Here is a 12,860-nt window from a genome sequence, read left to right as displayed (position 1 = left end):
TCACCCGTCCTATAAATCTATAATTTCTTTTATATATTCTACATTGAACCAAAAGCGCTGTTTTACTATACTTTGCCCTGTAGGTAACTCCACTTTGTCATCGCCATTTTTCCCACCTGGTCTTAAGTGACCGAGTGAATTAAATTTACTAGATGGTAGATTATTTTTATTGATAATCTTTCCACTCTTTTGTTCTACAGGTGTAATCTCAAGTTTTCTTTCATTGATTAAGTAGCGAACTTGATCCCACACTTCTTTCAGACCATGATTCATATCGTATTCTGACATCTTCCAAACCTTTGCATCCAAGAAAGTCATTTCACTATCATCTACACGCTTACCAGTAGGGTATTGTTGGAATATGAAGAGAATTAATGTCTTGCTTTTAAAATATTTATACAAAGAACTACTCTTCCAGGAATCCGCTGCAATCCATTCATCAAAATTAATTGGCATGAAAGACATAGCTTCAGCAGGAGTTTCCATTCCGGTTAAACGCACCGTTTTTAAAACCGCTTGTACTTTTTTATCACATAAATCCAATTTATTGTTGCTTATTTTCAACATCTTCCTAGCTAAATTTACAAAAGAGGCTTTACTATCCTTTTCAAATAATCCCAATTCATCTTTAAGTTCAGAAACTTTCTTTCCTTTATAGATAGACAGTTTTTCATCTAATTCTTTTTGAGCAAAAAGAATTAGCTCATTACTTTGACTCATAATAATATTCTCCCTAAGTTATTAATGAACAATCCTTATTAATTATAACATCAACAACCACTTTTATTAATTTACTCTTTAAATTAGAAGATGAAACACCCAGTATTTCCAGCAATAAGTAAAAAATAAAAATGAATATAACAACTATAAAATAGTCAGCTATCTTCATTTAAATAATAAGGTATTAGTAATAAAAACATTTCACCATCAAGGATGCTCAGGGAAATACTCAATCTTCCTTTTATAAACATTTTATTTTTTATAATATAATAATATTTTATGGTTTATCACCAGTTCATTTAATTATGCCTGTAACAATAGCATTTCCCATAAAGAAGTAACCCCTGCTTTCAGTTACTTCAATATTTTCGCTATTGTTTAGTTTATAACGTATTCAGTCACTTGAAAAATTATTTAATCAATTACTTATATTTTGGAATTACTTTATGTTCACATTAATTTCTTCTACTGTTATACCTTCGTGCTCGACTAGGGCGTTTATTAGTGCTAGTAGGTCGGATAGTTCTTCGAGTTTGTGTTTTTGGTTGTTACTTTTAGGTATTCATTTAGTTCCTCTTCTATTTTTTTCAGATTTCTTTTATGTATTTATCTTCAGGTAGAATTTTTATTGTGGGTGTTTTTTATTACTTGTGGACTTTAGTCTCGGATTAGTTTGTTGTAGGTTCCCTTGGTTAAGTTTTTCTTATTACAATGAAGCAGTTTAACTAGTTGTTAAACTGCTTCATCACTTCTTTTATATAGTTTTCTTCTTCGTTTATGAAGAGTGTTGAAATTTTGGATAGTTGTATTTTAACTTACCAACTATATTATTCTACAAAAATTTAATTTTGTAGTGAATTTATTATACCTAATACAGTATCCTTATTAGCCCAGAAAGTCCTTCTCACTTCTTGTTCGCCATTAGTAAATTCAAACGTATCTTTACTATTTCTGGCTTTAGGTCTAATGTGAAATGCCCCATCTTTTTGTGAAGACTTAGGGAATTTTTGAGAATCACCTATCCTAAAAGCTTCTATTGTTTCTTCAAAGGCTTTTTTTGCCTTTTCTAAATAAGCGCTAAAATTAAAGTTTTTAATAACCGTAATTTTACTTACCTCTGAATTATCCTCTTCATAAAAAACAACCAATATAAACGGTTGCTCAACTTCTTTTTTAAAAATTGAGTTTTCAAAGGTCAAACTACTAGATAACGTTAAATCATTATATATTTCTGGATAGTTTTCATGTTCATGTAATGAACTAAATGTTTCTCCATTAAACGGAAAGCTCTCCTTAACTTTTCCGTTTACGATTGTAACCGTTCTAATTCTCCCCTTAATTCCTTGCTTTTTAAAATAATTCTTAGCAAATATACTTTTAGTAATTTTACTCTTTGAGTTATGACCTTTATCATTCAAGTATTCAGATAACATATTTTCCTCATTGATAGAATTATCCGACTGTATATTTTTTTGCTGATTCTCCATTTCTCTAATATACTTTTGATATAACTCATCTTTCTTAAGATCATTTGAATTAATAGGATCTTCTTGTTCCTTTAACACTATAAATTCATTAATGAATTGTTCATATTTTACTTGCAATGCATCCGCAACATCTAATTCAATATCCACTAATTCTTTATAACTTCTCCAACAATACGATTTAAAATAACTTTTACCATTTCTTTTAAGTCCATCATACACACTCGAATCTTTCCCATCCTCGAAAGGATCCTCTCTTTTCCTCCACCATTCATCTATTTTAGAGAATAATTGAATAGCTTTACTAAAGCTATTTACTTTTGACTCATTACCAAATGCTTTTGATACATCATTCAATATACCACTTAATTTATCTTTCTTTAAATTTCTAGCTGTTCCAGGCTTCTCTTCAAATATTAAATACGCCTTCGCAAATTCTAATACACTGAAGGTTCTTTCATTATCAAGGTATTCTCCGGATCTACATATCTTAATCCCTTTATTTTTCAATCTTTTATTAATTTCTTCCGAGGAATCAGAAGCTCCTAAAATATCTTCCTCCAAAATTGGAATTTGCGTGTTTAAGCCCCGAGTTATTGATTTTTTCAAGCCACTATCTTCAGAAAAAAGAAAAATGACTTTCAATTTCACTTTTTCTTTCAAAAATTCTAACATATCCCCTAATTCTGTTTTTATTTCTGCAACTATCTCTCCCTTTTTATTTTCATCTATATCTTCATCTACTTCCACTTTTTCTTTTAAAATATCAAGCCATTCTTGTTTAATCTGTCTAATCAATGAAAAACAATGTGTCAAAGTTTGAGCTCCATTAATTACACTTACTTTTTCAGCTACAAAAGATATATAATCATATTGAACATTGTATTCTTTCTCAGAAAATATTGTTATGCCATTATGATGGAACCAAAAATCCTCTAGAATTTCAGATTTTTCTTCATAACTCTCAAGTAGCTTTTCATCAAAATATTCCCTTATTTTATTAATATATCTGCTATTTTTTTTCTTATATAAATGATATAAACCTATTTCAAATGTCTCCTTAAACACACTTTCCAAAGGAAATGATTTGTTATCATGCCTTCCCTGCCTTACATTATCTTTAAATAAATACTTCCCAGTTGTATTATATAGTTTACCTAATTCTAATAGTGAAACATTAAAAATAAACCCTTTCTTACTTTTGTCTATGTATTCTAAATAATTAATACCTTCATCTTTTTCTAAATTTATTCTAACTTCATCCTCTTTAATAAAATATACTATTCGAGATTTTTTAACGAGATTCTCAATTTCTCTTCTCTTCTTAGCAATCTTTTCTTCATTTTTTTTCCTATCAATAAAATCCTGCTCTTGTTCCCAATTCTCAAATATTAGTAATGACTGCATTTCTATGTTCTCATTTTCTATTTTACCTATATATTCTGTTATATCACTATTATTTTTACGAAAATCTCCTATATAATACTCTAATGTATCTCCATTATCATCATTAATCTCTAATATCTTTCTATCTTGCAAAAAACTTGCGCTCTTTTCAGGAATATTCAACCTTCTCAGCAGCAAGTTCTTATCATTATCAGTTAAAATCATATTTAAATTCTCCTTAATTCTTCTTCACACATTAATTTTAAGCCTTCAAAATTAAATTGCGCTTTCTCTATATAAAATTCTTTATCTACAGATAATTCCTCTATACTCTTTTTCAAATCATGATTAGCCTTCCTTAGCTTTCTATAAATTCTATTTTTCTTATCTTCTAGCTCTATACCTTTAGCATTTTTAAATTCGCTAACCTCTCTTATATCCCATTTTATATCATACGTTAAGTATTCAAAATATGACTCTAATTCTAAATCAATATAATTTTGATTTTTTTCTACTCGCCCCCTTTTCATAGCTTCCAACACAATCTCTTTGCGTTTTTCTTTCTCTGGAAAAACAGAAGATTCATATATAGAAAAATAAGTTACAAGATCTTTACGAATTGACTCTTTATACCCGAACGGAATTGTTATAGTACGATAGAAACATTTAGGTATTGGTGCCATGTTTTCACTTGGAAAAAGAACAAATCCTCCACTTTGCAATTTCATACGCTCATTATAGTATCCGTGCGTAATAACTTTAAAGTTATTACGTAGTATTAAATTTTTCTTATTATTTTCCATCATATTTGTATAATACTGGTTTATATATTGGGAACTAGGTGAAAAACATTTAGGAAAACAAAAAACATATAGTTGAGCATCCAAATCATTATCTTGCAATGTTGCAAAATAAATAGAAATAAGTACATTGAAACTTATATCTAGTAATCTGCTTGTTTGTAGATAATGTTGCGCTTCTATTGCCTTTTCTACATAACTAGCACTATTATCACTTATTATGCCGTAATCTCGTAATGAATCAAAAAAGTTTTTCTCATCATTAATACTCATATTTATTCTATTCATTGAGGGTAGTAGTTTCGTATCTCCATAGTCCTGAGGCTCACCTCTAAAGGCAATAATGCTATTACTTTCATCCAACTCTAAAAAACTTCTCAGTTCATCGATTTCAAGTTTGGCAGTCGATAATATCCCAAACAAGTCCTTAGTATAACCTTCCAAATTTATTCCAACCTCCAATAGCTCTTTCTAAACAAATAATTTATCTATTAAATAAAATAACTCCCAAAATTTTCAATCCAAATTATATAATACACTAAATTTTTAAAAAGACTATCCAAATATAAGAGATTTCTATATTTAAACAACCTTTATTTCTTAATTTGCATTCTATTAAATAATAAAAATGCAAATTATTGTTACACATTTTTGTATGATATACTTCCTAAATCACTAACGCTTATAAAAACACGGCCCTTATCTTTTACATATCAGAAGAGCCTTGAACAAAGTTTGATGGAATAGCACTATTTTCATTGTTAATCGGCATAAAATCTCTCCTTGTCTTGAGTTCTGCAGTTACGGAATTCTATTAAATGTAAATCATCCTTTAATAATTAAATTTTACATCTAACAAAATTCTCTTTTGAATTTAATTAGCTTATTTTTATGTTTCAATTCCCCCATCCGTAAAAAAGCGTTAAGATAACCTAAGCCTATAACTATAGAACTCAGGTTATCTTAACGCTTTATTATTTTTAAATATCTAATAAATATGCACTATGTTTACTTCTTAAAATAGACTGTACTGAACAGTACTATCCATCTTCTCTTCTTCTTTGTTAATCTCTAAAATCCGTTGACCCATTCGCTTCACCAAATCAACCACTAAAGCATTTCCCATACAAAAGTATCTATTTCTTTGAGGCATACCAGTATTCGTCCAATCCATTGGGAAACCATTTAAGAGCTCACATTCAGCTGGCGTTAAATATCTTAATCTTTTTGTATAAGGATCTTCAATTACATGCGAACTTCTATTACAGGTTCCTTCACTTGTTAACATTGTACGTCCAGGCTTATCTAAATCATCAGGGAAAGCCATTCCTCCCTCAGAGTAGTAATATTTATGCCCCGTTGCCTTTGATACTCTTTCTTCTTTTTTAGGACCCTTAAGATACTTAAATTCTTCAAATTCCGTTCTGCCCTTTTTATTAACTTTATCCATTTTTAAATAATATGATTCATCTGCAGGGCCGAATTTTTCATATACTTTTTGAACAACTTCCCCTAAAGTCTTTGGGTTTTCCGTTACTGGGACAACTTCTTCAGTATACACTTGTCCATCTATCATCACGCCAGAATTATAGTATTCAGCTTTAAATGTATCAGAAACCTCAATAATATCGACTGGTAAGTTAAATTGCCCTCTTTTTTTGTTTACTTCAGGTGCTTCATGCACATTAAAAATCGGAGCGAAGAATCCATTTTGACATAATATTTCTAATGACTTCATTTCATTTTGAACAGATGCAAAATGAGATTCTTTTAAGTATGCAAAAATAAATACTCTGCGTCTTCTTTGCGAATATCCATAATCAGCAGCGTTAATAACTCTCCATTCTACCGCGTAACCTGCATCCTTAAAACTCGCCAGCATAATAGAAAAATCACGACCTCTTTGTTTTGCTGGTGACTTCAATAACCTATCTACATTCTCTAACAAGACAAACCTTGGGTGGTGAGAATTAACTATGTTCATTATCTCCCAAAAAAGAACACCTTTTTTCCCCTGTATTCCTTTTTCATTTGATAAAGTACGTGCAACAGAATAATCTTGGCAAGGAAATCCCCCTACTAATAAATCATGCTCAGGTACTTCCCGCCAAGCTTCAGCGATATCTCTATTTACATGTATTCCTTTATTTTTAAAGCGAGTTGCATAACAATTAAATGCATGTTGTGCTTTAGTTGAAGGTTCCCACTGGTTCCCCCACAGAACTTCAAAGTTTTCATTTTCTTCTAGCCCTAATCTAAAACCTCCTACTCCCGCAAAAAGTTCTACTACTTTCACCATAAATACACGAACATCCTTTCGGTATTTTATTTACTTATGCTTCTTTATAATTAAAAGTGAGGAAAAGATTATCTACAAAAGTTTAAGAACTATCCTTTTTTAGCTTATAAAAATTAAGAGAGCATACTTCTCTACCATATCAATATTATAAACGAAATAAATTATCTTGAAAAGATCCAATATTACTGTTTTTCAGTGGTAACAACTACCTTTTCCTTCTTATAAATTTTACCTATATAAAATTGAAATAGCTTTTAATTATAGCATAACTTTAATTTGTATTAAAATCATACAACTCAACAACAAATACAGAAAGGAGATTATTATGGACTACACTACAATAGAAGAATTAATGCAAAAAGCGCAAGAAGCTGCAGGAAAAACATTTGGTGAGATTGATTCAACAAACCGACTTGCAAATGCTAAATCAAAAGGTGGACTTGGGCAAGTAATTGAAGAAAGCTTTTTTGGGTATGAAGTCAATTCAAACGCAGAAGCTGACTTTAAGCACCTGGGTATTGAGCTCAAAGTAACTGCATTTAAACAAAATAAAAATGGTTCATTATCAGCCAAAGAACGACTAGTCTTAAATATTATCAACTATATGGAAGAAGTTCATACACACTTTGAGACATCAAACTTTTGGCAGAAAAACGAGAAACCCCTATTAATGTTCTATGAATGGGCACCTGGCGTAGACCGTAAAGATTTTCACATTACAAAAAGCCTTCTGTTTACCTACCCTGGAGCTGATTTAGAAATAATTAAGCGAGATTGGAAAACCATCGTAAATAAAATTCGTACCGGCAAAGCTCATGAATTATCTGAAGGTGATACAAACTATTTAGGTGCTTGCACTAAGGGCTCCAATAAAAATTCACTTCGCTCACAACCGTGTTCTGAAATTCAAGCAATGCAAAGAGCTTTTTCATTAAAGCCACCTTATATGACAGCACCAGTTCGTAAATATCTCCTAAACGAAGGACTAGTAAGTTTCACAACAAAAAATGAATTTCAACGGCGTTGCACATATTAGACCAAAAGCTCGTAATGGATCTAACAAGGTTACTTTACCTGATGGACAGCAAATTACAAGGCAGTGTTATTGGTTGAATAATTATTATATTGCTTCTATTATTGCCAATAACATTAACAAATAATTTATCTTAATCTATAATCTCTATACCATAAAAAACACCTTCTCACCTCACATAATTAGTACATGTAATAAGAAGTTTTTTTATATAAGAGATTACGTAGCTTATTTTATGCATGCTATCTCTCATCATTTCAAGCCAATGCCTCCTATCAACTCACTATATCCTAAACTACTCTCCTCCAAAAACCCCCTACTCTCACCACTCCCCTTATAAAAACTATCCCAACCCCGCTCCCTCAAAATCCCATTCCAACTATCACTCTCCACCATCTTCTTAATCACATCATCCCAATAAGCAACCTCTTCCTCCGTCATATCTTTTGGGCCCATAATTCCTTTCCAGTGCTGGAAGATGACGTTGATTCCTTGTTCTTTCCATGTTGGGATTTCTGGTAGTCGGTCTAGGCGTTTTGGTGCGGATACGGCTAGTATTTTTATTTTGCCGGCTTTGTATTGTTTTTCGGCTTCGGATAGGGTCATGGTTGCGGCGTTTATTTGTTTGTTCGTTAGGGCGTTTATGATTTTTTCTTTGTTTTCGTAGACGAAGAATTGTAGTTCGGCTGGGTTTATGCCGAAGGCTTTGCTTACTTGTACGAAGGATAGGTGATCGTCGTTTCCTAGGCCGGGGGCAACACCGATTTTGAAGTTTCTCTCGTCTTTTTTTAGTTGTTTCATTAGTTCGTTTGCGTTATCTATGGTGCTGTCTTTTGATACGACAACGACTTCCCAGTCTGACGCAAGTGTTGCGAGTGGCGTGAAGTCTTTATATGTTAGTTTACTGTGGCCTAGTAGGTTGTTCGTTATGAGTAAGCTTGAGTTGATCGCGAGTACGTGACCACCTTTTTGTTTCGTATATTTCCAACCGACATCACCGCTGCCGCCTACTTTGTTTGTGACAGTGATTGGTTTTGTGAAGATTTTTTCTTCCGTTAGTGTTTTTTGCATCGCTCGTGCCGTTAAGTCCCATCCGGCTCCTTGAACGTTCGGCGCAACGATTTCTACTTCTTCTATGTTTACTGTATTCGTTTGAGTTTTTTCCAAGGAACAACCAGTTATTGCTCCTGTCATGATCCATATACATAGTAATAATCGTTTTTTCATAGTCCTCGTCCTATTCGGTATTTTCGTTCTGGTCGTCCGATAATACCGTATGTGTACTCTACTGTGCATTCGTTTGTCGCTACTAAGTATTCTAAATATCTTCTTGCGGTTGTTCTGGAGGCCCCCATTTGTTCTCCCATTTCTTCTATTGTAATGCCCTCTTCGAATCCTTTTATAATCCCTTTCACTTTTTGCAGTGTTAACGGATCAACACCTGTCGGTAAGTTTTTTATGTCTTGTGTTTGCGAAGTCCCGAAGAAGTTATCGATGAGTGCTTGATTTATTTCATTGTTACTATGTAATAGTTGCTTCTTTCTTTTATAATCTTCAATTGTGCGAACAAATTTTTCTAACGTGACCGGTTTTATAAGGTAGTTGCTTACGCCATTTCGAATTGCTTTTTCTAGCATATAGTTTTCATTCGCCGCCGTTACCATAATGACGTCAACGCTTGGAAAGTCAGCATGAATTTTTGGCAATAAGTCTGTTCCAATTCCATCTGGTAAGTAATTATCTAATAGAAGCAAATCGATTTCTTCCCTTTGTAGTAGTTCCATCGTTTCTTTTGCGTTTAATGCTTTTCCGATCACTTTTACATCCTTTATTTTTAATAAAAACTCTTCCTGAACTTGCGCGACGCGGAAATCATCTTCTGCAATTGCAACCTTCAACATATGTCCATCCCCCTGTTTGTCATGTGCTTTCTTTCAATGTTTTCGGAAGGTAAATTGTAAAAATAGCTCCCCCATTTTTCTCGTTTTGAATTTCAATTGTTCCCTCTAGTAGATCTACCATTTCTTTCACGTTTGCTAGTCCGTAACCACGATCAGTTCCTTTCGTTGAAAATCCTTTTTGAAAAATGGTCGTTATTTTTTCTGCCGGTATCCCTATCCCGCTATCTATCACTTCAAACACAATATCGCGTCCAATATCCGTAACAAAGAAGGAAACACTCTTTTCCTCTCGTTCATTCACCGCATCAAATGCATTATCGATTATGTTTCCAAGGATCGTAATAAGATGCGACACTTTTATATGGTCTGGTAACGGATGAAGCGCACTATCTCCTTCAATATGAAAATCAATTTTCTTTTCAGACGCTGTTCCGAGTTTTCCTAATAAAATAGCTTGTACTTTCGCATCGTGAATTTGATGAAATAAAATATGATTTTGGCTTTGATGAATAGTAGATTCTTGCTGGATAAATTCAATTGCTTCTTTGTAATGTCCTAACTGAAGTAATCCTGATAAAACGAAAAGTTTATTTGTAAATTCATGTGTTTGAGCACGTAAGTCCTCGGAATATTTTCTTACCTCAGATATTGTATTAACAAGGTTTTGCAGTTCTGTTTTATCTCTAAAACTACATACAACTCCTACCGTACTGTTATTTTCGAGTATCGGCGTCATATTTAAAATAAACACCTTATCTTGAAACGCGATTTCTTGATCGTTTTCTAGCACTCTCTCCATATTAAATTCCGGTAAAACTTTTGAAATGTGCTGCTGCATATAATCATCATTTACATGAAGCATTTCTTCTGCCGACGTGTTCATCATCGTAATAAAACCGTTTTGATCAATGGCGATAATTCCTTCTTTTATAGATAGTAGTATCGCGCTTCGTTCCCGGTATAGCGTTGCGATTTCATTCGGCTCTAACCCGAGTGTATCCTTCCTAATACTACGTGCTAAAAGAATGCCCCCAACAATTCCGGCTAATAACACCGCTAAAGAAAAGAGGATAATTTCTTTCGTTCTGCTCAATATGTTAGATTCAATTCCTTTTATTAAAAACTCTACTGTCACAACGCCTACTACTTGATCATAGTCTCCGTTATGAACAATAATAGGTGCCTTCGCCATTAAAGACGGACCACTTGTACCATTTCCCTCAAGCGTATAATAGCCACCAAAAGTAAGTGCTTCATAGTTATATGGATTGTTACTCTTTGTGCCAATTAAATCCGAATTAGAATGGGAATACATAACCCCAAAGCGATCTTCTATAATGACGTAATCTGCACCAGCTTGCTCACGAACTTGTTCCGCAATAGATTGAATCGTACTTTTATGCTCGTTATTTTGAAAAGCATCTTTTATAGCAGGCATAAAAGAAAGCGACTTCGCTGTTTGCAGTGCTAGTTGCTCCACTTGGTGCTTCGTATCAACGGACTGAATGTAAACAAATATTCCCGCTAATAGGAGAACGACAAATAAAATTAACGCGATAATTAAGCTTACTATTTTCGTTTGTAATGACACTTTGCGTGATTTTTTCATGCTCCTTATCCTTTGATGAAATATTCTAAACTATCAATCTCCTTTCTATTATTATGACAAAACTAATAATGAAGCAACTATTAAAATTCTCCGTGTACATAAAGTACAAAAAGAATAAAATTGTCATAATATTGAGATTTCATTCTGTAGACAGTACAATTCAACTACAATGAACACGCTTTCATAATTATCATTTTATTACTAAGCAAGAGGAGGAATGATTATGGCTCAAGTAAAATCAAACCGAGTCGCCGGCAATATTTTTAAAGGTTCTGTCGGCAATTTAATTGAATGGTACGACTGGTACGTTTACTCTGCTTTCGCTGTTTACTTCTCAGCGGAGTTCTTTCCTAAAGGCGATCCAACGAGTCAGTTACTGAACACAGCAGCTATTTTCGCAGTTGGGTTTTTAATGCGCCCTATCGGCAGTTTATTAATGGGACGTTATGCGGATCGGCACGGACGCCGGGCAGCATTAACGCTTTCCATTACGGTTATGGCCGGTGGTTCTTTAATTATCGCCTGTACACCGAGTTACGAAAGTATCGGTATTATGGCACCAATTATTTTAGTTCTTGCTCGTTTACTTCAAGGGTTGTCACTCGGCGGAGAGTATGGAACTTCCGCAACGTATTTATCTGAAATGGCTAGTAGTGGCCGCCGTGGTTTTTATTCAAGTTTCCAATATGTAACGCTCGTTGCTGGACAAATGGTTGCGTTAGGCGTTCAAATTGTTCTTCAGCAATTACTAAGCGAACCAGATATGAAAGCTTGGGGATGGCGTATTCCGTTCATTATTGGAGCGATGGGCGCAGTAGCTGTATTATGGCTTCGCCGCACGATGGATGAGTCGGAACAGTTCTCAAACATAAAATCACAAAAACGTGAAAGCGCAGGAACCATTCGCGCTCTTATGAAACATCCGAAAGCAGTATTAACAGTAGTCGGCCTAACATTAGGAGGCACTGTTGCATTTTATACGTACACAACATATTTACAAAAGTTCATGGTAAACACAGTCGGCCTTCCGAAAGAAGTTGTAAGCTGGATTAACTTTGTCGCACTACTTATATTCGTCGTACTTCAGCCAATTGCAGGGCTATTATCCGATAAAATTGGACGCCGCCCACTATTAATGGCATTCGGTATTCTCGGAACGTTACTAACAGCACCAATCTTCTTCTTCATGGAAAAAACGACAGAACCAATCGTAGCATTTTTACTCATGATGGTCGGTCTCATTATCGTTACTGGTTACACATCCATTAACGCAATTGTAAAAGCAGAACTCTTCCCAACTGAAATTCGTGCACTTGGCGTAGGTTTACCATATGCACTAACAGTTGCGATATTCGGCGGAACAGCTGAGTTCATCGCATTATGGCTAAAAAGTATCGGAATGGAATCACTCTTCTACTTCTACGTAGCTGGATGTATCGCGATCAGCTTTATTACGTATTGGCGTATGGATGAGTCATCGAAAACTTCGCAGATTGAGGCGGAGCTTGGTGGTGGGGATAGTTTAGTTAATAATAAATCTAGCTAAAATTATGTATTCTATGTTCTTCGTTTATCTGAACTCGATTTGCTTTATCTAAGAAAGCATAATTCATTAATATATAATTTAA

8 protein-coding genes and 2 pseudogenes are annotated in these 12,860 nt (G+C 33.7%); 2 read left to right on the top strand and 8 right to left on the bottom strand.

The genetic code is table 11. The annotated features are described in order from the left end of the window. Positions 1-9: 9 nt before the first annotated feature. The 5 genes and pseudogenes from ACS2QP_RS21845 to dcm form a co-directional block, all read right to left on the bottom strand. Positions 10-720, bottom strand: coding sequence for a DNA mismatch repair protein MutH (locus ACS2QP_RS21845; RefSeq protein ID WP_438882833.1), 711 nt, complete (start codon positions 718-720; stop codon positions 10-12). Positions 721-1,174: 454 nt separating this feature from the next. Beyond that, positions 1,175-1,361: pseudogene (locus ACS2QP_RS21840) on the bottom strand (nucleoside triphosphate pyrophosphohydrolase); the annotation flags it as partial. A 201-nt stretch (positions 1,362-1,562) separates the two neighbouring features. Further along, positions 1,563-3,815, bottom strand: a complete 2,253-nt coding sequence (locus ACS2QP_RS21835; protein ID WP_438882832.1) for a DNA mismatch repair protein MutH — start codon at positions 3,813-3,815, stop codon at positions 1,563-1,565. Positions 3,816-3,817: 2 nt separating this feature from the next. Continuing rightward, positions 3,818-4,834, bottom strand: coding sequence for an FRG domain-containing protein (locus ACS2QP_RS21830; protein ID WP_438882831.1), 1,017 nt, complete (start codon positions 4,832-4,834; stop codon positions 3,818-3,820). Positions 4,835-5,405: 571 nt separating this feature from the next. Continuing rightward, positions 5,406-6,689 carry a DNA (cytosine-5-)-methyltransferase gene (gene dcm, locus ACS2QP_RS21825; protein ID WP_438882830.1) on the bottom strand — a complete coding sequence of 428 codons (1,284 nt, stop codon included), beginning with the start codon at positions 6,687-6,689 and terminating at the stop codon, positions 5,406-5,408. Positions 6,690-7,014: 325 nt separating this feature from the next. Between dcm and ACS2QP_RS21820 the strand changes: the two are divergent. Beyond that, positions 7,015-7,707: pseudogene (locus ACS2QP_RS21820) on the top strand (Sau3AI family type II restriction endonuclease); the annotation flags it as partial. A gap of 267 nt (positions 7,708-7,974) precedes the next feature. On the opposite strand, the gene ACS2QP_RS21815 reads toward ACS2QP_RS21820, so the two are convergent. Genes ACS2QP_RS21815 through ACS2QP_RS21805 form a run of 3 tightly spaced genes read right to left on the bottom strand, consistent with a single transcriptional unit; the run spans position 7,975 to position 11,232 of the window. After that, on the bottom strand, positions 7,975-8,949 hold the full coding sequence (locus ACS2QP_RS21815; RefSeq protein ID WP_438882829.1) for a tripartite tricarboxylate transporter substrate binding protein: 975 nt from the start codon (positions 8,947-8,949) through the stop codon (positions 7,975-7,977). After that, positions 8,946-9,623: a response regulator gene (locus tag ACS2QP_RS21810; RefSeq protein ID WP_438882828.1), complete on the bottom strand. Its 678-nt coding sequence runs from the start codon at positions 9,621-9,623 to the stop codon at positions 8,946-8,948. Before ACS2QP_RS21810 ends, ACS2QP_RS21815 begins: the two co-directional genes overlap by 4 nt. 19 nt (positions 9,624-9,642) lie before the next feature. Beyond that, positions 9,643-11,232 carry an ATP-binding protein gene (locus ACS2QP_RS21805; RefSeq protein WP_438882827.1) on the bottom strand — a complete coding sequence of 530 codons (1,590 nt, stop codon included), beginning with the start codon at positions 11,230-11,232 and terminating at the stop codon, positions 9,643-9,645. A 223-nt stretch (positions 11,233-11,455) separates the two neighbouring features. Between ACS2QP_RS21805 and ACS2QP_RS21800 the strand changes: the two genes are divergently transcribed. Continuing rightward, complete coding sequence (locus ACS2QP_RS21800; RefSeq protein WP_438882826.1) at positions 11,456-12,778, top strand: MFS transporter; 1,323 nt, start codon at positions 11,456-11,458, stop codon at positions 12,776-12,778. Positions 12,779-12,860 lie beyond the last annotated feature (82 nt).

The organism is Bacillus cereus group sp. Bce019 (assembly GCF_051781745.1).
GTDB classification, from domain to species: domain Bacteria; phylum Bacillota; class Bacilli; order Bacillales; family Bacillaceae_G; genus Bacillus_A; species Bacillus_A cereus.
Note: the sequence above shows the minus strand (reverse complement) of the source record. Positions and strands in the feature narration are given on the sequence as shown.